A 25,921-nucleotide genomic window follows, 5' to 3' on the forward strand; every position below is an offset into this window, starting at 1 on the left:
TCCTTGCCGAGAATGCGGCGCGCTTCCGCTACTCGTTCATCGGTCAGCTCCGTTAATAGCAGGGAAACATCGGATAACGCGCGGTACATCTTCTCCTTCCGGGCCGAACCCGATGGCAGCTGCTCGGCGGTTTCAATCAGCACCTCCGCGTCATAATACAACTGTCTAACTTGCTCCCGGCAAATCGCGATTACCGCTTCCTTCAACGTTCCGCTCCGGAACTGTCCGAATAGATCGTTGCAGCCGGCATCGGCCCATAGGTCGATCGTTTCCTCCCCCGTCGACGACTCGCAAATATGTACGACGCGTTTCCCCGGAAGTCCGAGGGAGGTGTCAAACTCCGAATTAATATTCGTCAGCCCCTGTTTCGGGTTGCCTTCATGATCCACGATGCACAATTCGCCGTTTACATCGATGAGCAACACGACTTTCGTGCCTGTCGCTTCCTTGGGCACTTGGCCTGTGAAATGAAACCACCCGCAGTCCCATAGGTTCCCCCATCGATCTCCAGCACGAAGTTCCGATCTTTGCCCTGAACGCCTCTCACCGTATGGAACCGGCTCGGGCGTCACCCAGACGGTAACGTGTAACTCCGAAAGCGGAACATATATGGACTTCTCCAGACGCCTTAACATTGATTTCAACGATTCCGGTCTTACTTTTTCGTAGGGCATATTGCGAACGACTCCCCCTTCCTCATGCAAGCGATTTCAATTCCTTGGTTATAATATATTCCTTTTAATAAATATATTCAATATGTCGGTAGAAATTTTCTATAATTGCCTCATATAGGGAAAATGTACCCTTATGGTCGAAAAACAAGGTTCTAATGGGCATTTTTTTGGAGGGGTACATGGAGAAGATCTGCCATTGACTTATGGAGGAGTCTTGTTTCTTTATTTTGGACGTACTTATGTTTTGTTAATAATACATCATATTCAATATAAAGTTATTAATGATATGAAAGATTTGAAGAGCTTGTGGTGGATTTCTATAGGATTTCGGGGACTTATTTGGAGGTTTGCATCAAGGAAGTTGTCGTTTACCTGGCAGAAGAGTCCAACTCGCCTTCGCCCCAACGTCTGGTTTGAATATAAAAGCTTGCCGGACTCATTCATTAGGGTGTTCAAATCATGAAGCGGAGGAAACCCTTTTTCCCGTCGTCTCGCCAATGACCAATTCCGGCTCCACTAGCGTTTTAATGTATTTTCCATGTTCACCGTCAACACCGTTAATGACCTCATGCAGCGTATAGGCCGCACGGTAGCCCATGTCCCGTTCAAACTGTTTCACATGAGTGAAGGTGCTGTATCCCTCGATAATCGAAGTCGGATCGTCAAAACTGATAATGGAGATGTCCTGAGGCACCTTCAATCCGGCCTGACGCGCAATCTGGAGGATTTTCACTCCAAGACTTCCATTCAGTGTGATGTAAGCCGTTGCCATTCGATTATGGATGTAGCGGTACAGCGGATGCGTTTCAACCTGGTCTAGATTCCCTAATTCAAAACCGGTTACGATGTGGGCAGGGTTAATCAGCGATCCTTTTTCCTTTAGGGCATTCATATAACCATCGATCCGCTCTTGAACGGTAACGGTTTGTATGGGCGAATCGGAGCATATGGCGATCTCGCGATGCCCCAGCTCCCACAGGTAATTTACAGCTAGATCGACCCCGAACCTGCCGTCTGAAGCTATATAATGAGTTTCCACCCCCGGAAGGTAGCGGTCGATGAGCACGAACGGAAATCCAGCGAATTTCATGCTTAAAATTTCCTCGTTAAACAATTCCTCGTCAACCGGGAAAATCAATAATCCTTCCACTCCGATGTTCCTGCATGTTTTGATAGCTTCTTTCTCTTTATCGATGTCGCCTTCGGAGAAATAGATCACGCATCGGTACCCGTTCTCGTTTAACGCTTGCTGAATACCTTGCACAAGTCGGATGGTAAAATAGTCGTAAATGCTGGGTAATATGAGGCCTATCAACCGTGTCCGCATTTCTCTTCTGGCTGTATCGGCACGCTTGACAGCGCTTTTAACAGTCGTCGGGATCTCATATTCAGGATCGCTTACGAAAGTCCCTTTCCCGGGCACCCTATTGATAATTCTTTCGTTCACCAAACCGGATAGAGCATTAACGACAGTGATCTTGCTGACTCCAAACCGCTCCATCAATTCCTTCTCCGTAGGAATACGGTCTCCGACCTTCAATTGTTGCGACGTAATCAAATCGCGTATGTACTCTTGGACCATCTGATACAAAGGCGTTCTTTCCGTTGAATTCATCCGAGTCACCACATTTCATGCAGTTTGATTTGTAGTATTATAACATGCAATTTTATAATAATCAGATTTATCAAAAAAATAAATATGTTCAATATAACGTAAAAAAGCAAAGAGCAGTATTGAACAACAATACTGCTCTTTGCTTTACACCTTACGCTTTCAGGTCGAACCGATCCGCGTTCATGACTTTGACCCAGGCAGCCACGAAATCTCGTACGAACTTCTCTTTGTTGTCGTCTTGAGCATACACTTCGGCGATGGCGCGCAAGACGGAGTTCGAACCGAACACGAGGTCGACGGTAGTCGCCGTACGCACGACTTCGCCCGTTTTGCGATCGCGCCCTTCATATACGCCTCCGTCGGCCGGCTTCCACTGGACTCCCATGTCAAGCACGTTCACGAAGAAGTCGTTCGTGAGCGCGCCCACCCGATCCGTAAATACGCCGTGCTGCGTGCCGCCGTAATTCGTACCGAGCACGCGCATGCCGCCGACAAGCACCGTCATCTCCGGCGCGGTCAGGTTCAGCAGCTGCGCCTTGTCTACGAGAAGCTCCGCCGGACTTACGCTATACTGCTTCTTCCGGTAGTTGCGGAACCCGTCGGCGGCAGGCTCCAACACGGCGAAGCTTTCGATATCCGTTTGCTCTTGCGTTGCATCGCCGCGCCCGCCGGCGAAGGGAACGGTCACATCGAAGCCGGCGTCCCGCGCAGCTTTTTCTACTGCGGCCGTACCGCCGAGTACGATCAAGTCGGCCATGCTGACGTTCTTGCCGAAATCCTGTTGAATGGCTTCCAGAATGTTAAGTACTTTGGCAAGCTGCGCCGGTTGATTCACTTCCCAATTGTTCTGCGGAGCAAGACGGATGCGGGCGCCGTTCGCGCCGCCGCGCATGTCGGAGCCCCGGAAGGTGCTGGCGGAAGCCCACGCGGTCGTAACGAGCTCGCCGACGGTAAGGCCCGAGTCCAAAATCTTTGTTTTCAGCTCGGCGATATCGGCATCGGTCAGTTCATCGCCGGCAGCCGGGATAGGATCTTGCCAGATGAACACTTCTTCCGGAACTTCAGGGCCCAGATATCTAGCGCGCGGCCCCATGTCTCGGTGCGTAAGCTTGAACCAGGCGCGAGCGAAAGCATCGGCGAACTCCTCGGGATTCGCATGGTAACGGCGAGCGATCTTCTCGTATTCCGGATCCGCGCGCAATGCCATATCCGCGGTCGTCATGATCGTCGGCACGCGGACGGAAGCGTCTTCGGCGTCTGGCGCGAGATGCTCCTCGGCCGGATTGACCGCAGCCCACTGGTGCGCGCCGGCCGGACTCTTGGTAAGCTGCCATTCATAGCCGAACAAGAGATCGAAGAAGCCGTTATCCCATTGCGTCGGGTTCGGGGTCCAAGCCCCTTCGATCCCGCTGGTGATGGCGTCTCGGCCTTTGCCGGAGCCGTGCGCGCTCAACCATCCTAAGCCCATCGCTTCGACGGGAGCGCCTTCCGGTTCCGGTCCGACGAGCGCGGCGTCTCCTGCGCCGTGCGCCTTGCCGAACGTATGGCCGCCGGCTACGAGCGCCACGGTTTCTTCGTCGTTCATGCCCATCCGCTTGAACGTTTCGCGAATGTCGCGGGCGCTGGCCAGCGGATCCGGATTGCCGTTCGGACCTTCCGGATTTACGTAAATCAGGCCCATCTGGACAGCGGCCAACGGATTCTCGAGCTCGCGATCGCCGGTGTACCGTTGATCCCCGAGCCATTCCTTTTCCGCGCCCCAGTAGATGTCTTCTTCGGGATGCCAAACGTCCGCGCGTCCGCCGCCGAAGCCGATCGTCTTGCCGCCCATGGATTCGATTGCGGCGTTCCCCGCCAGAATGAACAGGTCGGCCCAAGAAATCTTGTTGCCGTACTTTTGCTTGATCGGCCATAACAGTCGGCGAGCCTTATCCAGGTTGCCGTTGTCCGGCCAGCTGTTCAGCGGAGCGAAACGCTGCGTACCGGTGCCGGCGCCTCCCCGTCCGTCGCCTGTACGATATGTACCCGCGGAGTGCCATGCCATGCGAATAAAGAACGGACCATAATGTCCGTAGTCGGCAGGCCACCACTCTTGACTGTTCGTCATGAGATCGTACAGATCTTGTTTCAGGGCCTGATAGTCTAGCTTTTTGAATTGCTCCGCATAGTCGAAGTCGTCGCCCATCGGGTTCGATTTTCTGTCATGCTGGTGCAGGATATTCAAGTTCAACTGGTTGGGCCACCAGTGTTTATTCGACGTTGCGCTTGGGTTGTGACTGGTAGCGCTGCCATGCAAGAACGGGCACTTTCCGGTAGTTGCGGCCATAGAGTCCATTTGAACATCCCCTCACAAATTAAATTAAATAGTAGATAATAATAACTCTAATCTAAGTTATAAAGCTATGTAGAACAAAAATCAACTATATCTCTTTTTTTTAAATTTTTTTCACTGTTCCTAACGATCCGCAGACCCCCGTCATGTCCCGTTTTTCTCCTATACCTAACGTATGAATGGGCAGTGCAGATTATTTCCGAAAATGAAGCGAGGCCGCCGTCATCGTGCCGGCAGCCTCGTCGTTTTTCAATTTTCTCGTAACGTCACGCTTGCCGCGGAGGCAGCCAACTTATTCACGGTCGCGGCCGCTCCGTCGGCGATGGACAATACGTACACCTTATACGGCGTATTGTAGGCCAGCGGCGCCCCGTTTACGTCTACGGTCGCGCCGGTCAATACGGCCGATCTCGCGGTACGGTCCACCCTCGTGTAATTGCCGGCCGAATAGTAACCGTTCGCCGTGCTCTCGGTCAAGCCGCCGTCCGAATCTCGTACGAGCAGAATGGCGTAATGGGCGATCCCGGCTTCATTCGAATTGGTAAAGCTTACGATTACATTCATCGGGCCGACGCCTTGTTCCGCCGCGACGTTCTGCACTTCAGGCGCAGGGATCGTCCGTTGACCGATGGAGACGATATCGTCCGACGGACTGGATAGCGCAGGGGACGCATTGCCGTTCGCCGTCGCCAGCACGAATACCCTGTATCGGTCTCCGCTTCGAATCGTTTGGCCTTCGGAATCCTTCAGCGTCGCGGTCAATCGTTGGCTAATATCTCTCCCCAGCTTTTGGATCCATACGTAATTCCCGTTCGTCACGGCCCGGTTTGCGTCCGCCAACGTGTACGTATCGGCTGCTCCTGCCGGCACCACGATCGCTCGGTAATCGTTCACGGCGTATTCCGTTTCCGACATATTGAAGCTTACTTCGATGTCGCTCGGGTCTCCGTTCGTTCCTTTTACGACGGCCTTTACGTTTTTTACCGCGGCAACGGCCCTTTGGTTAGAAAGCGTAATTTCGGGCGAAGCGGCGGACAGCGCATTGGTTCCGTTGTAACTGCCGCCTCCGACCGACAGGACGAAGACACGGTAGCTCACCCCGTTCTGGATATACGCCCCGTTCACGTCGCGCGCTTGGGAAGACAGCACCTGACTGAGATCCCCGCCGGTTTTGTACACGGTAGTGTAATATTCAGGGTGAGCGATCGCATTCGCCGTCGAAAGCGTAAAGCTGCCGGCATTCCCCGACCTTACGACGAAAATGCGATAATACTGCACGCGGCCCTCGTCCGCGGCTTTGGCGAACGTCACTTTCAGGTCCTGACCGGTGCCGGTATCGTTCACATCGTTCACCGTCACATTCGTCGCCGGGGACACGCTGTTGTTCGTCAGGGTGATCGCTGCGGAAGCCGAGGACAACGCATTGGTCCCCCAATAGATGCCATCCCCGACCGACATGACGAACACGCGGTATTTCACGCCGTTCTGGATCAAAGCGCCGTTCACGTCCCGAGCGCCGGTCGGCAGCTGCAAGCTGAGATCTCCTCCGGTCTTATACGCGATCGTATAGAATGCCGGGTCCGTAATCGCGTTGGCCGTTGCTAAGTGGAAGCTATTGGCATTGGCGTCCTTCACTACGAAAATACGGTAGTGATTAATATTGTTTTCTCCGGCCGCTTTCCGGAACGAGACGCGCAAATCCTGACCGTTATTGGCGTCGCCTGCGTCGCCGACGCTGATCGAAGTCACAGCCTCGACCGTATTCGCGTTCGACAGCGTAATGCTGGATGACGGCGCGGACAACGCATTCGAATATAACGAGCTGTTCGCGACGCCCATGACGAATACCCGGTACGATACTCCGTTCGTCACGGCATTCCCCTTGACGTCTCTCATGCCGGAAGGCAGCGTCAGGCTCATATCGCTCCCGGTTTTGGAAACTTCGTGATATCTTCCGGAGGACACCTTCGCCGCCTCCGCCAGCGTAAAGTTGCCCGCATCCGCCGAACGCACGACGAACACCCGATAGCCGCGAACCCGGGATTCGTCAGGCGCCTTCCTAAAGCTGACCCTTAAATCCCGCCCGTCGCCGTTATTCCCGACGTCGGCCACGCTCGTAATCGCCGGAACCGAAACGACGGCCGCGAGCGTCACGGCATTGGAAGGCGCCGACAGTCGGTTCAGAGAAGCCACGGCGTTATGGCTTACAGACAGAACGAAGGCGGTATAGGTTTCTCCGTTTGTTATCAATTCCCCGGAAACGTCTCTTGCGGCGGAACCGAACATGGCGCTCAGTGTGCTGCTATTGCCCTTCGAAACCGCGATGTAATAATCGCTGGTCACCGCGTTCGCCGCCGCGAGGTTGAACTTCGAAGCGTCTTTGCTCTTGACGAGCATCACGCGGTAACCGGAAATATTCGCGTCGACCTGGGCCTTCGCGAAGCTGACCAACACATCCCGTCCGTCCCCATAGTCGCTGACGTCGCTCATCGTCACCTGCGTAACGGCACCCGCCGCCGGACTTCCTGTAATGACGATAGGCGAGGAAGAATGGGATAGCGCATAGGACTCGCTGCCAACCGTCATGACGAACACGCGGTAGGCCTGGTTCGCCCGGATCAACTCGCCGTCCACATCTTTCGTCTGGGACGAAAGAGCGGTGTTTCGATTCGCATTGTTGACCGACACGGTCGTATAGTTGGAGGATCTCACCTTCTTCGCCTTCGTCAAATCGAAGGACGACGCTTGCTCCGCCTTCACGACGAAAATTCGATAATGTCGGACATCGGTCTGATCCGACGGCGGCGTAAATTTGACGTTCATGTCGCGCCCGTCGGTGTATAAGTTCTCTAACGCGACGCTGACGTTAAAGACGGCCTCTACCTCCTCTGGGGAGGTGGTGATGATTACGATTTGCGCTTTCGGGTCCCACGTCACCTCTTCGCCGAGCGCTTCGCTGACGAATCGCACCGGCACAACCGTGCGGCCGTTAACGATTTGGGCCGGTGTATCCAGCTGCGTCGTCTGTTGATCGATGGTCGCCGTTCGGTCGCCGATCTTCAACGCGACAGTCGTCCCGCGCTTGAACGCGGTCACCGTCTGCGTCTTCTGATCCCACATGACGCTTGCGTTCAAGGCTTCGTAGATGCCTCGTAACGGCACTAGGGTACGTCCATTGACGATTACGGGGTTCTGATCCGTCTGAAGCAATGTCCCGTCAATATAAATCCGAATGACGGAAGCGGCTTGCGTCTGGTGCGGAAGGAACACAGCGAACATCGTCATGATGGCGACCAACGCGGATATCGCTTTTCTCAAATGACTCATCTCCTTGGCGTATGCATCCCCAAACTTTGCTAATTAGACGGTGCCAGGAGGTGAAATGTTTCCTCTACAATCGAGAATTGGGCTCCATATTCGAAAAAAGAAAAAGCACCCCGTCAGAATATAACGGGATGCCTTTCGGAACGGCGAAACGTTCCGCCGTGTCATTTTCCAAGCAGGAGGTCTTCCCTTCGCTCTTTCGGCAGCAAAAAGTCAAAGTCGCATCCCAAATTCGCCTGAAGGACGCGTTCCTGGAACAGGTACCCGTATCCCCGATCATAGTGGGGACGCGGGGGCTGCCAAGCCCGACGACGCTCCGCCAGTTCCTCCGCCGGCACGAGCAGCGCGAGGCGCCTCTCGGCGACGTCGAGCTCGATCTCGTCACCGTCCTGCACGAGCGCGAGCGGCCCGCCGATCGCCGCTTCCGGCGCGACATGCACGACGAGCGCGCCGTACGAGGTGCCGCTGATGCGCGCGTCGGAGAGGCGCACCATGTCGCGCACGCCGCGCTTCAACAGCTTCGACGGAATCGGAATTTGCCCGATTTCCGGCATCGCCGGCGCCCCCTTCGGACCCGCGTTCTTCAGCACGAGCACGCTGTTCTCGTCGACGTCGAGCGCCGGGTCGTCGATGCGCGCCGCCAAGTCCGCGGGGCTATTGAAGACGACCGCGCGGCCGCGATGCCGCTTCAGCCCCGGGGAGACGGCCGACTGCTTGATCAAGGCGCCGTCCGGCGCCAGATTGCCCTGCAGCACGGCGATGCCGCCCTGCGGATCGAGCGGCGCCTCGAGGCTGCGGATGACGTCGCGGTTCAGCGTACGCGCGGAAGCGATATTTTCCCGAATCGTTCGCCCCGTCACCGTCAAGCAATCCCCGTTCAGCAGCGGCTCCAGCTCCTTCATCAGCGCCGGCACGCCGCCCGCCTCGAAATACTCCTCCATCTGGTATTGCCCCGACGGTCGAAGATTGAGCAGCAGCGGCGTCTCCGCGCTCAGCTCGTCGAATCGCCGCAGCGGCAGCTTGAGGCCGAGGCGGCCGGCGATAGCGACGAGATGAATGATCGCGTTCGTCGAGCCGCCGCTCGCCATCGTGACGCGAATCGCGTTGTCGATCGCGTCCGCCGTCATGATCTCGCGCGGGCGAAGATCGCGCCGGACGAGCTCCACGATTCTCTTCCCCGTCCGCTCCGCCAGATGCTTCCGCCGGCTGTCCGGCGCCGGAATCGCGGCGCAGCCGGGCAGCGCCATGCCGATCGCCTCGGCGATCGACGCCATCGTGCTCGCCGTCCCCATGACCATGCAATGCCCGTCGCTGCGGCAGATCGCATCCTCGGCGACGGCAAGCTCTTCGTCGGTCAGATTGCCCGCCTTATGCTCCAGCGTGAAGCCGTAACAATCCGTGCACGCGCCGAGGCTGCGCCCGTTCAGCCGCCCGTTCAGCATCGGTCCTCCCGTCAGGACGATCGAGGGAAGGTTTGCGCTCGCGGCCGCCATCAGCTGCGCCGGCACCGTCTTGTCGCACCCGCCGAGCAGCACGACGCCGTCGATCGGATGCGCCTTCATCATCTCCTCGGTATCCATCGCCATCAGATTGCGCAGCAGCATCGTCGTCGGCTTCACGTACGGCTCGCCGATCGAGATCGTCGGAAATTCCATCGGCACGCCGCCGGCCTGCCAGACGCCGCGTTTCACGTATTCGACGAGCTCGTTGAAGTGCGAATGACATTTGTTCAGCTCGCTGAACGTATTGCAGATGCCGATGACCGGCTTCTTCAAATCCTCGTCCGTGTACCCCATCGACTTCGTGAACGATCGATGAATGAAGCCCCATAATTCCTTTTCTTGAAAATACTTCTCGCTCCTCAGCCCGCCGCCGGGGCCAGACTTCTGATGCTCCTCGGACACGACCGTCTCCCCTCTCGTGCGGTTCATGCCAGGCCGAGCAGGCCCGGCGTATCTCGATGCAAAATCGCTTCCAGCGCGCGCTCCGGCACGCGGGGCAGCCGGGTGCCTTCCGCGAGGTCGTTGACGCGCCGCAGCGCGTCGACCGTCTGCTGCGTCGTGAAGAACGGGTAATCGGAGCCGAACAAGATTTTGTCGGTCACTCCGTACTCCATCGCGGACACCAAGGCGTTGTAATACTGCCACGGGCGGCTGGCCAGCGCCGAGAGATCCATATACAAATTCGGGTGTTTGCGAACCAGCGAGATGCATTCGTCCACCCACGGGTGGCCCATATGCGCCACGATCATCTTCAGCCTCGGGAACGCCCGGGCGATCGGGTCGAGCATCGCCGGACGGGACGCGTCCAAGTACCCTTCCGGCACGAACGACGTGCCCTGATGCCAGAGAATCGGCACGTTCAGCTCCTCCGCCTTGGCGTACAGCGGGTAGTGCTCCGGCCGGTCCGGATAGAAGTTCTGATAAATCGGCCCGAGCTTGAGGCCCTTCAAGCCCAGCTCGCGAACGGCCGTCTCGAAATCCGGGACCGCGTTCGGGTCGTTCGGATCGACGCTCGCGAAGCCGAACAACCGGCTCGGCGCCTCGGCGCAATACGCGGCTACGTATTCGTTCGGCACGACGAGCCCCGTCGCGCCGGCCGCCATCGCGAGCACGATCGCGCCGTCGAACCCTTCGAGATTCGCCCGATGCTGGTCCGGCGTCGCTTCGATATGCATGTCCGGCCCCCACGCCCGCTTGATCGCGGCGTCCGTCGGCCCGCTCACCATACCCGGACCGAACAGATGCGTATGACAATCGAAAATCATCGGACCCCTCCTACGCGTGTTTTCCTTACGCTTACAGCTCGCTCCCGTTCGCCAAGTGGCCCCCGTCCACGCGCAGCGTCGTTCCCGTAATATAGGACGCTTCGCCGGACGCGAGAAACAGGAACGCGTTCGCCACTTCCTCGACGGTCGCGGCCCGTTTCATCGGCGTATGCGCGGAGAAGGCAGGGAGCTTCGAACGCTCCCGCAGCTCCCGGTCGAGCGGCGTATCGACGAAGCCCGGGGCGACCGCGTTCACGCGGATGCCGTACGGCGCCAGCTCCGCCGCCATCGATTCCGTGAGCAGCAGCACCGCGGCTTTAGAGGCATTGTAGTGCGCCAGCGCGCCGCTTCCCGCAAGCCCGTTCTTCGAGCTCATGTTCACGATCGCGCCGCTCCCGCCCTGCGCGATCATCCGACGCGCGGCGAGCTGTCCGAGGCGGAACGCGGCCCGGACGTTGACGTCGAACACCGCGTCCCACCTCTCCGGCGCGATGTCGAGGAACGGCTCCCGGAACGCGACGCCCGCGTTATTGACGACGATATCGATCCCGCCGAACCGGTCGAAGGCGCGGCCCGCAGCAGCATCAAGCTGGTCGAGCTTCCGCAGGTCGCACGCCTCCGCCGCGACGCGCGCGCCGTAGTCGGCAAGCGAATCGCAGGCGCGTTCCAGCTCGGCTTCGCTCCGGTCGAGCAGCACGACGCTGGCGCCTTCCGACAGAAACTTCTCGGCGATGCCGAGGCCGATGCCGCGAGCCGCGCCGGTGACGAGCGCCCTCTTCCCTTGCAGTCTCAGTCTCATTGGAATCGCCTCCGGTCGGCTTAGAGCACTCCGTACTTGTCGTACACCTGACGAAGCGTGCGGCCCTCGAGCAGCTCCGTTCTCGTATGGTTTTCCCGTTGAACCTTGTCGAGCGCCCGGCGGACGACTTCGTCGACGATGCCGGCCGGAATGACGACGATCCCGTCCCGATCGCCGAAGACGACGTCGCCCGGGTGCACGAGCACGCCGCCGCAGCGAACCGGCACGTCATAGTCGATGACGAGACCGCGGCCCTGCGAGTCGACCGGCTTCGTGCCCGTCGCGAACACGGGAAAGTCGAGTTCGAGAATTTTCTTCGTGTCGCGGATCAACCCGTCCACGACCGCCCCGCGCGCGCCGCGCATCTTCGACGCCGTCGACAGCAGCTCGCCCCATAGACCGTTCTGCCTCGACTCGTTCGTACAGCCGATGACGACCTCGTTCGGCTTCACGCTGTCGACCGCTTCGATCTCCTTGGCGTACGGATCCGCCGGCAGGTGATGCACGTCGACGGACAAGATCGTCTTCGCCCGGCCCGCCACGACCCAATTCGGGTCGATCGGATTCAAGTTCTCCCGCATCGCCTGATCCCGGTAGCCAAGCTCGTCGAGCGTATCCGAGATGACCGCGGCGTACAGCGACTCGCACATCTGATCGAACAGTTGTTTTTCTTCCACGACTCAGTCCTCCATAATATCGAATCATCAATGAACGATGAGATTGCCTGCACTATGCGAGATGCCGGCCCCTTCCGGCGGTAGCGCGGATCGGTCTACCCGTTCCTCGATGCAGCCATTGATAAAGAAGTAGCCGCCCGACCCGACGCCGCTTGCGGCGACGGCGAACCGACCGCCCTCGAAGCGCGCGCCGACCGCCCTCAGCGACAGACGGCCGCCTTCGACCTGGAAGTGCGACGTCGCCGCATCGCCCGCCGCGCTTTCGCAGCTTCCGTAGTGCAGCTCGAACGCGCCGGACGAAGCGTACTTAACGAATGCCTTCTCGACGTTCGATCCGCGAAGCGCGGCGCCCCCGTCCAGCGACAGCCGCTGCCGGTCTTCGCCGACGAGCGTCCGGTCCCACGCCCCGGTGAAGACGAACCCGCAGTTCTCGAGTCCGCCGCCGATGACCGCGACCTCCTTGCTGCCGACGCGAACGATCCCGCCCGCCGGGGCGGCGCCCCGGAACCAGCAATGATGCAGCGTCAATCGGCGAATGCTTCCGATATTGACGTTCTCTACGTTGCGGAATTCGCAATTCGCGAACGTCACGTCCGCCTCGACCGGCGTGAGGCCGACGTTGGCGCTGCGGATCGGCCTTGCGATCTCGTACCCGTTCAGCATGCCGAAGGAGCAGCCGTCGATCACGTTCGGTCGGCGCGTGCGCGAAGAACTCTGGGACAGCGTGATCATATTGTCGGCCGTGCACCCTCGCATCTGAAGCCCGTCGACGTTCGCCCAGATCGAGCCGGAGTTGGCGAGCGACGCCTTCGAGATCGCATAGCAATCTTCCAACGTCAGATCGGTAAGCTTCTTGTTCGCGACGATGCGCGTCGCGATATGCTTCTTGACCGTAATTCGCTTCGCGCTGTCTCCCCAATGCGTGCCGCTGTTCGCGAACGACAGCAGTCCGGAATTGCCGATGTAGACGAGGTCGTGCTCGAACTGGCCGTGCGTGACGAACGGGCCGTAGTCGTCTCCGTCGCCGTGGCAATTTTCGACGAGGCAATACGCGGCGCACGTGAAGTCGTTCAAGTGACGGGCGTTGCTCGTGTTGCAATTGCGGACGTTGCCGTACAACACGTTCAGCTGTTGAGTTAAATACCCGGTCCCGCCCCAATCGCGCTCCTCCGGATTGATCAACTCGCAGCTCTCCGTCACGTAGCGGGAGTTATACCGCCGCTGCACGACCGGCCAGAACACCTTCGTCGCCCGGATGCCGGAGACGTCGCACTCCACCGCGAATTCGTAAGCGACCGGGTTCGAGCCGATCTGGTCCCACGTCTCGAACGGACGCTGGCTCGTCGACTGCGTCGGCGGCACCGGCACGCCGACGAAGTTCATATTGCGGACGTGGCACCGGAAGACCGGGTTCATTTTCTTATAAGTAATCGTCCGACCGGCATCCAGCGTCCACCCGCACTTGTAGTTGACCCGAATATGCGTAGCGTCGACGATCTCCGTGACCTTCACCAGATAGTCGAGCTCGCGCTGCGCCCGGCCGCCGGGAAGCGCCGAAATTTGGGCGATCCACCAGTCGTCGACGGCGAACATCGAAGCGCTCGGCACTTCGAGGATGTCGCTCCCCTCGGGAATCGCCGCGGACAGCGTGACGGCGGTCGTCGGCCCTGCGGGCGTGCCTTGGAAAAACAGCACCGCGCCGAACGGATTGTCGAGCGCATTCAGCTCGATGCCGTCCGTCGTCACGCGGCGCCCGCCGAAGTCGACCTCGAGGAAGCTTCGGCGGAACACGTGGCGGCGGACGAAGTTGAGGTCGGTATGCGCTTCGATGCGGCGGATCGAAGGATCGTTCGCCATCGCGTCGAGCGCGTCGTCCGCGTTCGTCGCCGGTCCGAAGAGGCCGAACCAGCGGAAGTCCGCGACGCCGTCGTGCAGCGTCTCCCAGGCTCCCGGCGCGTCCGCCGAAGGACGGTGCACGGTGCCGCCGTCGTCCGGCTTCATGCTGTCCGGCACCCACCGGACGAGCTTGCCTCCGCCGTCCCCGGGCATATAATACCCTGCGACGTACGTCAGGGCGTTCGGAGACAGGCGGCTCGTATTCAGCGATAACAGCGTCTGTACGTCCGGGACGGCTTCCATCCTCGCCGGGGGCGTCGCGCCATGGACGGCCGGGAACGGATCCGTCCCTTGAGGCGTCTGTTCCGCATTCCCCTCCGGATTCGGCGCATCGCCCTGCGTCGACTCGGCCAGCACCGCCCCGCCTCCCAACATACTGCCGACGACGACCGCGCCTGCGGCTCCCAGCACCTTAAGCGCCTCGCGTCGGCTTAAGATCGACTCCGGCTTCGCATCCCGCTTTTTCTCGTTCATTCCATGTCCTCCTTGCGCGTCGATTTCGATTCCTGCGACTCCGCGTCTTCGACAAGCTTCCTCGCCCCCGACTTGAACTCTCGGATCGTCGTCCCGACCGCCCGCCCCAGTTCGGGAAGCTTCTTCGGCCCGAACAACAGCAGCGCGATCGCGACGACGAGAACGAGTCCCGGCACTCCGATACTCGGCATGCGCTCTCCTCCTTATCGCTTGTATAACGACGTACCGATCGAGAAGTACGTCCGCCCTTCCCGTTCCCCCGTCGACAACCATACGTCCTTCGCCTCCGCCGTCACCCGGTCGAGCGCAGGATCGTAATGAAATAACGTTCCGACGGACGTGCCCACGATGCCGACGTTCCCCTCGAACCGCAGCGACCCGCCCCGCCAGAAGTGGCCGCGCGAGCTCCAATCGAACGGTACGATCTCTACGGCGCGGACGAGCCGCCAGTCGTCGACGTCGAACTCGAACAGCTTCCCCGCCGTTACGCCCCATAATCGTCCGTTCGGAGCGAACGCAAGCGCGGAGATCGCCTTCTCCCCCGGGACCGGGATCGTCCTCCGAAGCTCCCGTCGCGTCGCCGGATCCCAGGCGAGCAGCAACGCCTCCGCATCGATCGGCTTCACGCCCAACCCGCCCCAGACGCAGCCGCCGAGATACAGCGTCCCGGACCGGTACGCCAGCGAGGTGACGCTTTGCGTTCCGGCGATGCCCGGGTATCGATCGATGCGGCGCTCCGCGGGCCGAACGAGCGCCAGCGCCCCTCCGAGCCGCCCGTAGTCCGGCACCGTGCCGACGGCGAGCGCATCGCCCGCGGCGCAGAAGGCAAAGGGCCGATCTTGGCCTTCATCTTGAAGCGAGGCGAGCTTCGTCGGATTGACCCCGGGGACCCACGGCCGTTCCGGGTCGTATTCGTACAGAACCGCCTTCGGATACACGCCGAGATAAAGCTTATCGCCGAACGCCGCCATCCCTTCGATCTGTCCGAAGGCGCGGGCGTCCGACAGCGCGTCGGTCGCCGGGTCGAAGCTCGCGAAGCCGCCGGCGAAATAGCCGCCGCAATAGATGCGGCCATCGGGCCCCGGCGCCAACGAATGAATCGTCACGGGTCCGCCGGGCAACCCCGGATCCCGTTCCTCGCGGCGTCCGGTCGTCGGATCGTACGTCCAATAGCTGCCGTCGCGCCGGATGCAAATCAATCGGCTCGCCGCGGTTGCGGCCGAAGCGCCCTCGGGCGCGATCCAGCCGAAATCGACGCAGGGACCCTCAAGAGGCACGCCGACGTCCTCGGATCGCCTCGTCGCGGCATCGTACCGATGAAGCCGTTCGTCTTTCGCGAAGTAGACGCTTCCATATGCGTCCGGCGGCGATACGGCCAGCCCCATCGCGCCGGGGATTTCGTCGATCCAAACTTCTTCGGTAAGGTCGTACACGCGCATCGTATTCGACGGCGTCAGCCGGATATAGAGGTACGGCCAAGCGATGTCCAGGTCGTACACCATGCTGTCGTTCGCGGCGGCGACTGGCAGCGGGATTTCCTTCCGTTCCCCGCTGTCGACCCGCATCGCGACGAGCCGCGGGGCGACGGTGCCGATCCCCATATACAGCGCGCCGCCGTACGCCTTCATGCAGCGCACGTACTGCTCGCCCTCGACGATGACGCCGTAATCGCGGAACGCGCCGGTTCGAGGATCGTAGCGGAACGCTTTGCCGCCGGGGTAACAACCGCCGTAGATCGCGCCGTCGTCGTCCGCCGCCAGCCGCCACGAATAATGCTCCCCCTCGATCGCCGTCCCAAGATGCTCCAAGCCGTTCCCGGGCGGCGTCGTACGATAGCGGTACAGATGGCCGTCGGCGACCGCGTAAGCCGCATCCCCCGTCGCGACGACGCCCCAGCAATGCTTCGCTTCCGCCATCTCGAACCGATGGAGACATTCTCCCGAATCCGAGTCGATGACGAAAAACAAGCACCGCTCGCCCGAAGACACGGCATAGATGGAGTCGCGCCCGTTCGCCCGTCCGTAGGCGGCCGCCCAGACGCAGATGCCGCGGATCGGCGTCCCGATTCGAACCGCGCTCATCGGTATTCCAACACGACGCCCGTCGTGCCTTGAGGATCCTCCGTAAGCATCCGGAACGCGTCGTCCGCTTGGCGAACCGGCACGACGCGGGAGAGCAGCGGTCCGATCCGCACCTTGCCTTCCGCCGCCAAGCGCAAGTACGCCTCCATATTGCGGCCTTCCGTCCACCGCGCGAAGCCGATCGGGTAGTCGACGCCCTGCCGTTCGTACGTATCGTCGTACCGACCCGGACCGCCGGCGCGCGAGATAAGCACCGTCGCTTCCTTGGCGAACATCAGCTCCCTCGAGAAATCCATCTTCAGGTCGCCGACCACGACGACCTTCCCGCGGTCCCGGATCCAACCGAGGCTTCGATCGATCAAATCCCCGGTTTTCGCGCTGACGCACAGCACGACGGCGTCGGCACCGAGGCCGACCGCAGCCTCGGCGATGCAAGCCTCTACGTCGTCAGAGCTCCGGCAGACGTTCGGAATGCCGAGCGATTCGGCGAGCGCGCACCGCGCTTCCGACACGTCGCAAGCGACGACGCGGTATCCCGCGGCGAGCGCGATTTGCGCGAGCAGCTGACCGAGGATGCCGAGCCCCACGACGACCGCGGTTTCGCCGAATTGCAGTCCTGCCTGCCGCAGCCCGTGAATCGCGATGGCGCCGAGACCGACGGTCGACGCGTCCGCGGTCGTCACGTTGTCGGGAATCGGAACGGCCAGATGCCGCGGAACGCTCAACCATTCGGCATGTCTAACGTAGGGCGCGCCGTAGCAGGCGACGCGGTCCCCGACCTTCAGATGCGTCGCGAGCGGACCGACCTCTTGGACGACGCCCGCCGAGCTGTACCCAAGCGAGACCGGATGCTTATGCGCCGCGCGGCTCATCATCTGTTCCGTACCGGGGCTGATGGCGGAGTATGCGCTCTTCACCAATACGCCGTTCGCCTCGACCGTCGGCATCGGCACGTCGGCCACGCGGATTTTTCCTTCTTGCGTCACTACTGCCTTCATGGCCTCTCTCCTTGTCTGCATGCGGAATCGCGAGCGGATCTACTCTTTCAAAGCGCCGATCATGACGCCGTTGACGAAATATTTCTGCAGGAACGGATAAATGACGAGAATCGGAACGGTCGCGACGACGATCGTCGCGTACTTGATCGCCTCGCTTACCTTGGACAATTCGTCCTGCGCGATGCCGGACGCCAGGTTTTGCGCCGACGATTGGATCAAGATTTCCCGCAGGATGAGCTGAAGCGGGAACAGCGCGCGGTCCTGCAGGAAGATCATCGCGGAAAACCAGCTGTTCCAATGGCCGACCGCATAGAACAGCGTCATCACGGCGAGCACCGGCTTCGAGAGCGGCAGCACGATCGACCACAAGACGCGGAAGTCGTTCGCCCCGTCGATCTTCGCCGATTCGACGAGTCCTTCCGGAATCGACTGGAAGAAGGTGCGCATAACGATCAGGTTGAAGGCGCTGATCGCGCCGGGCAACAGCAGCGCCCATCGCGTATCGAACAGCCCTAATTCCCGTATGTTCAAATAACTCGGAATGAGCCCTCCGCTGAAAAACATCGTGAAGACGATGAACGCCATGACGGCGCCGCGGCCGTACAACTGGCTCCGCGATAGCGGGTAAGCGCCTAACGTCGTCATCACCAGATTGATCGCCGTGCCGACGCCGACATAGAAGAACGTGTTGAGGTAAGCGTCCCAAATCATCGAATCGGCGAACACGAATCGGTACGCCTCCAGATTGAGGCCCACCGGCCATAAGGAAACTTCGCCCGCCGCGATCGCGTGCGCGTCGCTGAACGAGGAGACGACGACGAACCAGACCGGGTATAGGAAGAGGAACGAACAGACGGTCAAAAAGATGACGTTGGCGCCGTCGAACAACCTTCCCGCCCAGCTTGCTTGCTTGTACATTAGGCGCTCTCCTCCTTTACCACAGACTGTTTTCGGTCGTCTTGCGGCTGATGCGGTTCGCGAGAAGCAGCAGCGCGAAGTTGATCGCGGAATTGAATAGGCCGACGGCCGCGGAGAAGCTGTAATCCGCGTTAATGATGCCCCTGCGGTAGACGAAGGTCGAGATCACGTCGGCCGTCTCGTACGTCGCCGCATTGTACAGCAGGATAATTTTGTCCCATCCCACGTTCATGAGGGACCCGATGTTTAGGATGAGCAGGATCAAAATCGTCGGGAGAATGCCGGGCAGCGTAACATGCACGAGCTGCTTCCAGCGGTCGGCGCCGTCGATGACGGCCGCCTCGTACAGACTTGGATTGATCCCCGCCAACGCGGCGAGGAAGATGATCGAGTTCCAACCGACGCTCTGCCACAATCCGGAGCCGATATAGAGGGTACGGAACCATTCCGGCAGGATGAGGAACGAGATCGGCTCCGAAATGAAGCCCACAGCCATTAGGACGCGGTTCATGATGCCGTCGGGCTGCGTGAAGTCGACGATCATGCCGGCGATGACGATCAACGAGATGAAATGAGGCAAGTAGGATAGCGTCTGAACGACGGATTTCAATCGCTTCAAGCGCAGCTCGTTGAGCAGCAAGGCGAAGGCGATCGAAGCCGGGAAAATGAAGACGAGCGAGTATACGCTGAGCAGCAGCGTGTTTCGAAGCAATCGAACGAAATAGTGGCTTTCGAAAAAGTGCAGGAAATGCTTGAATCCGACCCACGGGCTGTCCCATACGCCTTGGTACGGGTTGAAATTTTTAAACGCGATCAGCGCGCCGTACATCGGCTTATATTCGAAGAGCAAAAAGTAGACGACGACCGGAAGCAGCATGAGATACAAATATTTGTTGGCGGCGATCCGCCGGAGCAGGATGCCGTATCTTCTACGATGGTCGAGCCGACGAGCCGCGCCGGTCGCCCCCATGGGCGGTGCCATCCCGTGTCCCCCTCTCTCGAGCGGATCCCCGTGAGCGGGGATCCGCTTCTACGCTTTAAGTAAGAGAATCAATTCGCGGAGGTAAAGCGTTCGTAAGCGATTTGATATTGCGCGAGAACGTCTTCGATCCCCATTCGCTTCAGCTCGGCGAGGAAGGCGTCGTATTCCTCGATCGCTTTACGGCCCATGACGAACGCGTTGATCGACTCGTCGACGTACGTCGCGACGTCGGCCATGATCGGCACGATGACGTCGTTCTCCTCCGGAAGGAATTGGACCGGCGGCATCTTCTTGTCGAAATCGATGAAATCGCCGTACAGTTCAAGCGGATTTTCCATCTGCCCGTTCGCCTCTCGAATTTGCTGCGGGTAGCTTGGGTCGACGACCGTCGCCCAGCTGCCGCCGCCGATCGTGTGGCTGAGCAGCTTTTCGGTGTTCGTGGTACCGTCTTCGGGATGGGTCACCTCGCGCTTGTACACCGGCTTGCCGTCCGCCAGGTCGTAGGAGACGCCGTCGACCCCGAAGTTGTTGAGGATGATGCCCTCTTCCGAATACTGGTAGTCGAGCCACTTCACGACTTCCTCCGGATGCTCCGTCCGCGCGGACACCGCGATGCCGATACCGGCGGCGGGATAACGGAACGACACGTGCGATTGGTCGCCGTTCGGTCCGATCGGCGGCAGCATGGGCGCGATCTTGAAGGTCGGATGCTTGCCCGCCATCAATGTCGTGAAGTTGCCCATATAAGATCCCGACCAGCCGAACCAGGCGCCCGCAACGTCCGAGGTCACCTTCTCGGTGAGCGTATCGAAGGTGTTGTCGACCAGATAGTTCGGATCGAGGAGTTTCTCTTGGTACAGCTTGTTCAGGAAGGCGACGACGTCCTTAAAGCGCGGGTCGTACGGACCGTAGTCGACCTTGCCGTCTTCGACGAAGAAGTCGTATTGCACGCCGAACGCCGGCGCGAACTGAAACATGACGTTATTGAGATGGACCGTGACGAACGGAATTTCGTCTTGCTTCCCGTTGCCGTTCGGATCGCCGTCGCGGAAGCTCTTCAGGACGTTATACCAATCGTCGGTCGTCTTCGGCGCTTCGAGGCCGAGCTTGTCGAGCCAATCCTGGCGAATTTGCGGAAACATCTGCGTCAAGTTCGTGTTGTCGAGCACGATGTTCGGCATGTAGTAAATATGCCCGTCCGGCGAGGTGATTTGGCCGCGGATCGCGGGATTATCTTCGAGAATTCTCGAGAAGTTCGGCGCATGCTCCTTCAGCAGCTCCTCGAGCGGCAGCAGCGCGCCTTGGGTGCCGTACTTGCTTGCTTCCTTATCCCAATTCGATGTGTAGACCATGTCCGGAAGCTGGCCGGAGGACATCATGAGCGTGAACGCCTCCGCGCTCGCCGCTTCCGCGGCGTGCTGGAACGCGATATGGATGTTCGTATTCTCCTCCATCTTCCGGAAGGAAAACTTGTCGTTGAAGTCCTTGCCTTTGAAGTTGCCGCCGCTCGGCGCCCACAGCGACAATTCCAGCTTGTCGGCCGCGATGGGAAGCGTCAGCCCTCCGACGTCGCGCCGAGCCGCGCCGGCGTCGGTCGTCGCCCCCGGCTCCGGGGAAGCGGACGGAGCGGGGGGTTCTTCGGTATTTGCGGAACATGCGGATAATACGACCGAACCCGCCATCGTCAGCGATAAACCAAGCAAAGCGTACCGTTTCGTCTTATTCACCGTATAACCTCCCGAATATGTAGGAATATAACCTTGCGACCCTTGAACACCCATTTCGAAAGCGCTTCCGAAATCCCTTCCGCGGTTCCCACCACCACCACCTAATTCCCAATTGATTTCATTCCCCCGGGAAAAAACATGAATAAATGCTTTCATTGAGCTTTCTGATGTATCACTGATGTATTTTGATTATAATGCTCCCGAGAAAATGTTGTCAACACAAAAAAAGCCATTTACCTGACGGTAAATGGCAGTGACAGCGGATTCATTCGCTACGGATTCGATTCAATGATAAGTTCTTCTAATCTCATGTGAAGATCTCTCTCATCGGATATGCCGGACCAATATTCTTTCAGCCGGTTGCTGATCGATTTCAAGGACGGAATGGAAAGCCCCAAATCCTTATGATACATAAACGACGGGAACAGTTCTCGGTACATCAAATATCTTCCGGGACGGTTCAACTGATCCGTCGTCCCCTGCTCCGCCACCAGCTTTCTTGCGGGAATGCTCGTCGTCCTCTCGCGAACGACGAGCTGGGCTTCCGGCGATGCCAAGAAGTCGGCGAACGCCAGCGCCGCCTCCTTCTCCTTCGCGCGCCGGTTGACGCCCACGCCGATCGATAGCAGCAGCGTCTTCTGCTCCCCCCCGCGGCGCAGCAGCGGAACCGGCGAAATATCGTATTCGAGCGGAAGCGACTTGAAGGCGTTCAGGCTGAAATACGTCGTCAAAATCATAGACACCTTCTCCTGCATGAACAACGAAACCGAATCGTCCTCGTTCGTTCCCGAGAAATACTTGGGGAAGATGTCATGATCGTTCACGATATCGCTGAATTTACGCAAGCTGTAGGCCAGCTTGGGACCGATGCGGACGCGGCCCGCCTCGTCTCGGCTCGTCTCCATCCCGCTTTGCAATAAAAACAAGGAATATCGATTCAGCGATGCCGGAACGAAATAGACCGAATGTCTTCCGCTGTGCGCCGTCAGCTTCTGCGCGGTGTCCACGAGATCGTCCCACGTCCAATAGCTGTCCGGTTCCGGCAGACCCGCTTCCCGGAAGTGCCCCTTGTTGTAACAAAGCACGACCGGCGAGAAAGATACGGCTCTTGCGTACAGTCGACCGTCGCAACGGAACGCTTCGCTGGCGATCGGGTAGATGCCTTCGTCCGGCTCGAGCGGCTCAAGCAGCGAGAGTCGTTCGTCGTTTTCGACCAGCTCCTGGAATTGAGAATTACTGAAGGAGACGACGTCCAGCAAGCCGCTCGATAACATCTCGCCCGCCGAACTCACGTGTTCGAAGAAATCTAGGGGAATGGCGCGAACGCGAATGCCGGGATGCCTGCGATGAAATTCCTCCAACAGCTCGGTCATCTGAATGTCGTCCGTCAGCGACGGGTTGCACCCGAAATTGACGGTGACGACCTGCCGATCCTTCGAGACCATGCTGCCGACGCGATCGATCTTCACGATCAGCCCTTCGGCTACCAGCTCGTCCAATCCTTTGCGGACGGACTTGTTGCTGAGGTGGAATTGTTTCGCCAGCGCGCTCTCAGCCGGCAAATACGATCCAGGCTTGCGAGTCCCGTTGATGATTTCTGAGCGGAGTGTGGAGACCATATAATCCAATTTCTCTTGAAACGACAGTCGATCTGATTGACCACTCATGTACATTACCTCAATTTTTCAATTCGATATACATCACATGTTACATTTTGCGGAAAACCTCCGCGAATGTCAATGTGTGTATCGTTAGCAAGTCCCGGATCTCGTCGATCATCCCCTTGCCGTACGTTCGAACCGCTCCGCCGGGACAAGGTTCGTTCAGGGCGAAACCGAACCTCGCCGATTACCACCCGCCCTTCGACTTCTCCACCAACCGAATGGCTTCCGATCGGTCGGCGGCGGGCAGCTTATTCAGGACGATCGTCACGTAGTTGGATACCGTCTTGGAGGATAGCCCCATTCTTTCGCCGATCTGCGCGTTCGAGGCTCCCTCGGCGATCCAATGCAGCACTTCCTTCTCCCGTGCGGTCAGCTGCGGGAACGCGTCCAGATGCGTGAAAGGACGCGTCGCGTAATCGATCATCCGCGTCGCCACTTCGCCGCTGAAGATCGCCTCTCCCGCCGCGACGGCGCGGATCGCCCGGAGAATCTCGTCCCGGTCGGCGTCCTTCAAGATGTATCCTCGCGCGCCCGTCCGCATCGCCGCCATGACGGACGCATCGTCCTGATGCATCGTCAAAAACAAGATCTGTACGCCCGGGTGCCGCTCCTTCATGCGCCGAGCCGCCTCGACGCCGTTCATCTCCGGCATACGAATGTCGACGAGGGCGACGTCCGGCTTCAGCTCCTCGCAGCGTTGGACGGCCTCGGCGCCGTTCGTCGCCTCGGCGACTACGTCCATGTCGCCCGCCGTCTCCAGAATCGTCCGAACGCCCTTGCGGTACATCGGATGATCGTCAGCGATCATGATTCGAATGTTCAGTCCGTCCCTCTCCTTTCCTCGCGCGGCGTCATCGGCAGCCGGGCGGAGATCCGGGTTCCTCCGAAGCCGTCCTGCGGAGACTCGATCCGCAGCGTTCCGCCCAGCTCCTCCGCCCGCTCTCGAAGCGATGTCAGTCCGACGCCGCCGGCGCCGTCGTCCCTGAGCGGTTTCTTCTCTTCCGAGAGTCCGATCCCGTCGTCCCTTACTTCGATATGCAGCTCGCCTTCCTTAGGCGCGATCGATACGCGGCATTCCGTCGCGGACGCATGCTTCACGACGTTGGCGAGCGCCTCGGATACGATGCGGTACGCCGCCGCCTCGACGGCCGCCGGCAGCGGCGGCAGCTCCCCGTCCGATGTAACGACGATGCGCACATTGGCCCCTTCGAGCTGCGTCCAGCGCTCGGCCCGTTGGCGAACGGCTTCCGACAAGCCGTATTGGTCCAGCGCCGGGGGACGCAGATTGTTCACGAAGGCGCGGATATCCCCGGCCGCCTCCCGGATATCCGTCTCGAGCTCCGATACGATCTTCTTGGCGCGGGACGGATCCCGTTCCATCAAGTCGCGTGCGGCGGAAGCGAGCAGCGCCAGCGAGGCTAGGCGCGGCGCGAGATCGTCGTGCAGATTGTTGCGGATCGTGCGACGCTCCTCTTCCCTGGCGTACACCAACTTCTCCCTGGATGCTTGCAGCTCTTGCATAAGTCTCCCGATATCGAGCGACTGCTTGAGGTCGTACAAGATTCTGGCCGCTTCCCGCGCGAATAACTGCAGCAGCTTGCCGTCGGCGGAGGAGAGCGGCTCGCCCGGCGCGCGCGGCATGGCGTACAGCCCGCCCAGTTCCTCTCCGCCGACGACGAGCGGCAGCCGAACGGCGGAAGCATCCCTCCCGCCGCCCGATGCGGCCGCTTCCGTCTCGACGCCGCGAATCTTGATCGTAATCGACGCATGCGGCAGCCGCATCGCCTCCCGGATCGTCGCCGTCACCGAATCCAATACCCGTTCGGGGGCGAACGGCTCGCGCAGCCGATCGCCGAGACGGACGAGGAACGTCACGGGATCCTCCCTTCGTCCGTAGACGATCCGATTCGACAGCTTATCCAACGCGTTCTTGATCGGCGAAAACAGCACGGCGACGACGCCCGTCGCGATCAGCCGGAACACGCCGCTCTCCGTCTGGAAGACCAATGCCAGATACGCAACGACGGCAAGATAGATCGCGAACGAAATTACGAGCAACGCGGCGTAGACGATACCGCTCCTGACGACGGGGGGCACGCCCCAAAGTCTGTGCTTCAGCAGCGCCGCGCCCAGCGACAGGGGAATCCACAGCATCGCCGATCGCGCCGCCAAATCCAGCCAGAACAAGTGCCCGCCATAGAATTCGGGCCACGCGACCAGAGGCAGGCTGACGGCGATGAGCGTCGCGAAGGCGCCGATGAACCCGACGGCCACCTTCCGAATCGCCTCTCGGCCTTGTTCCGCCGAGGCTTCCCGGTACTGCGTGAATTGACTATAGGATAACGAACCGTAGAAGACCACCATCCAGAGCAGCGACAGCGCGAGCGGCCAACGCTCGACATGGATCGCCGGGTAGGGCAGTACATCCGGAACATTCCGAACCAGGAACGCTGCGATCGCGACCCAGGGAAGCCACGACCTCGTCGCGCGCCCGCTCGGGAACAGAAGGGCGAATGCCATGAAGCCGGCGATAGCGGCGGTTTGCGCCGCGGGAACGAGCCACGCGGCCCCTTCCCAGCCTAGATAGGTTTGGTTGCCGAACGCGAAGCAAACTAAAGAGAAAGCCGCGATCGAGCCGAGCGAATCCTTCGGCTTCAAGAGCAAGATCAGCCCGGCGACGGCGGCGTACACCGCGTAGAAGACGGCGTCCAGTCCCAAGTGAAGCCAGGCCGTTCCGGCGATGCCGAATAACGGCGCGCCGCCCGGTGCGGCCGCGATCGGACTCATGGTCGCCCATTCGCAGCCCGAGGTCGGACCGTAGCACGTCGATATCAGATAGTCGTAATAGAACGGCAGCGCCGCGAGGAAGCAGGCGGTCAGCCCGAGCGCTCCCGCCGTCGCAGCGACGTATAACGCGGACAGCCGCCGGATTTTCCGGCGGCGGCTTGGTTCGGTCGACGTAGCGAAGGACGCTTTCCCCTCTGCGGTCATGA

At 59.8% G+C, this 25,921-nt stretch carries 17 protein-coding genes and 1 pseudogene; all 18 read right to left on the reverse strand.

The genetic code is table 11. The features are described 5' to 3' along the window. Nucleotides 1-227: 227 nt before the first annotated feature. Nucleotides 228-674 (reverse strand): annotated as a pseudogene (locus tag RIN49_RS28925) (alpha-mannosidase); the annotation flags it as partial. A gap of 457 nt (nt 675-1,131) precedes the next feature. Further along, nucleotides 1,132-2,289 carry a GntR family transcriptional regulator gene (locus tag RIN49_RS06880; RefSeq protein WP_309119420.1) on the reverse strand — a complete coding sequence of 386 codons (1,158 nt, stop codon included), beginning with the start codon at nt 2,287-2,289 and terminating at the stop codon, nt 1,132-1,134. A gap of 151 nt (nt 2,290-2,440) precedes the next feature. Then, complete coding sequence (katG, locus tag RIN49_RS06885; protein WP_309119421.1) at nt 2,441-4,624, reverse strand: catalase/peroxidase HPI; 2,184 nt, start codon at nt 4,622-4,624, stop codon at nt 2,441-2,443. A 246-nt stretch (nt 4,625-4,870) separates the two neighbouring features. After that, the gene (locus tag RIN49_RS06890; protein ID WP_309119422.1) at nt 4,871-7,939 is read right to left on the reverse strand and encodes a copper amine oxidase N-terminal domain-containing protein; all 3,069 of its coding nucleotides are present in this window, start codon (nt 7,937-7,939) and stop codon (nt 4,871-4,873) included. A gap of 170 nt (nt 7,940-8,109) precedes the next feature. Continuing rightward, the gene (locus RIN49_RS06895) at nt 8,110-9,876 is read right to left on the reverse strand and encodes an IlvD/Edd family dehydratase (protein ID WP_309119423.1); all 1,767 of its coding nucleotides are present in this window, start codon (nt 9,874-9,876) and stop codon (nt 8,110-8,112) included. Beyond that, nucleotides 9,873-10,712 (reverse strand): amidohydrolase family protein, encoded by an 840-nt coding sequence (locus tag RIN49_RS06900; protein WP_309119424.1) that lies wholly within the window; start codon nt 10,710-10,712, stop codon nt 9,873-9,875. The genes RIN49_RS06895 and RIN49_RS06900 overlap by 4 nt, the downstream gene beginning before the upstream one ends. Nucleotides 10,713-10,743: 31 nt before the next feature. Next, nucleotides 10,744-11,511, reverse strand: a complete 768-nt coding sequence (locus RIN49_RS06905; protein ID WP_309119425.1) for an SDR family NAD(P)-dependent oxidoreductase — start codon at nt 11,509-11,511, stop codon at nt 10,744-10,746. A gap of 20 nt (nt 11,512-11,531) precedes the next feature. Beyond that, on the reverse strand, nt 11,532-12,188 hold the full coding sequence (locus RIN49_RS06910) for an RraA family protein (RefSeq protein WP_309119426.1): 657 nt from the start codon (nt 12,186-12,188) through the stop codon (nt 11,532-11,534). 27 nt (nt 12,189-12,215) lie between these two features. After that, entirely contained in the window at nt 12,216-14,558 is a 2,343-nt protein-coding gene (locus RIN49_RS06915) for a hypothetical protein (protein ID WP_309119427.1), read from the reverse strand. After that, nucleotides 14,555-14,749, reverse strand: a complete 195-nt coding sequence (locus tag RIN49_RS06920; RefSeq protein WP_309119428.1) for a twin-arginine translocase TatA/TatE family subunit — start codon at nt 14,747-14,749, stop codon at nt 14,555-14,557. Before RIN49_RS06920 ends, RIN49_RS06915 begins: the two co-directional genes overlap by 4 nt. Before the next feature lie 12 nt (nt 14,750-14,761). Beyond that, a complete protein-coding gene (locus RIN49_RS06925; RefSeq protein WP_309119429.1) occupies nt 14,762-16,639 on the reverse strand; it encodes a WD40 repeat domain-containing protein in 1,878 nt (625 codons plus the stop codon). Continuing rightward, the gene (locus tag RIN49_RS06930; protein ID WP_309119430.1) at nt 16,636-17,637 is read right to left on the reverse strand and encodes a zinc-dependent alcohol dehydrogenase; all 1,002 of its coding nucleotides are present in this window, start codon (nt 17,635-17,637) and stop codon (nt 16,636-16,638) included. The genes RIN49_RS06925 and RIN49_RS06930 overlap by 4 nt, the downstream gene beginning before the upstream one ends. 39 nt (nt 17,638-17,676) lie before the next feature. Then, the gene (locus RIN49_RS06935) at nt 17,677-18,555 is read right to left on the reverse strand and encodes a carbohydrate ABC transporter permease (protein WP_309119431.1); all 879 of its coding nucleotides are present in this window, start codon (nt 18,553-18,555) and stop codon (nt 17,677-17,679) included. Between the two features lie 16 nt (nt 18,556-18,571). Further along, nucleotides 18,572-19,537: an ABC transporter permease gene (locus tag RIN49_RS06940; RefSeq protein ID WP_375295217.1), complete on the reverse strand. Its 966-nt coding sequence runs from the start codon at nt 19,535-19,537 to the stop codon at nt 18,572-18,574. Nucleotides 19,538-19,605: 68 nt separating this feature from the next. Continuing rightward, nucleotides 19,606-21,264 (reverse strand): extracellular solute-binding protein, encoded by a 1,659-nt coding sequence (locus RIN49_RS06945; protein WP_309119432.1) that lies wholly within the window; start codon nt 21,262-21,264, stop codon nt 19,606-19,608. Between the two features lie 272 nt (nt 21,265-21,536). Then, nucleotides 21,537-22,931, reverse strand: coding sequence for an extracellular solute-binding protein (locus RIN49_RS06950; protein ID WP_309119433.1), 1,395 nt, complete (start codon nt 22,929-22,931; stop codon nt 21,537-21,539). 181 nt (nt 22,932-23,112) lie between these two features. Then, on the reverse strand, nt 23,113-23,736 hold the full coding sequence (locus RIN49_RS06955; RefSeq protein ID WP_309119434.1) for a response regulator transcription factor: 624 nt from the start codon (nt 23,734-23,736) through the stop codon (nt 23,113-23,115). An 11-nt stretch (nt 23,737-23,747) separates the two neighbouring features. Continuing rightward, nucleotides 23,748-25,919 (reverse strand): sensor histidine kinase, encoded by a 2,172-nt coding sequence (locus tag RIN49_RS06960; RefSeq protein ID WP_309119435.1) that lies wholly within the window; start codon nt 25,917-25,919, stop codon nt 23,748-23,750. Nucleotides 25,920-25,921: the final 2 nt, after the last annotated feature.

Source organism: Paenibacillus sp., assembly GCF_031177825.1.
Taxonomy (GTDB): Bacteria; Bacillota; Bacilli; order Paenibacillales; family YIM-B00363; genus Paenibacillus_AE.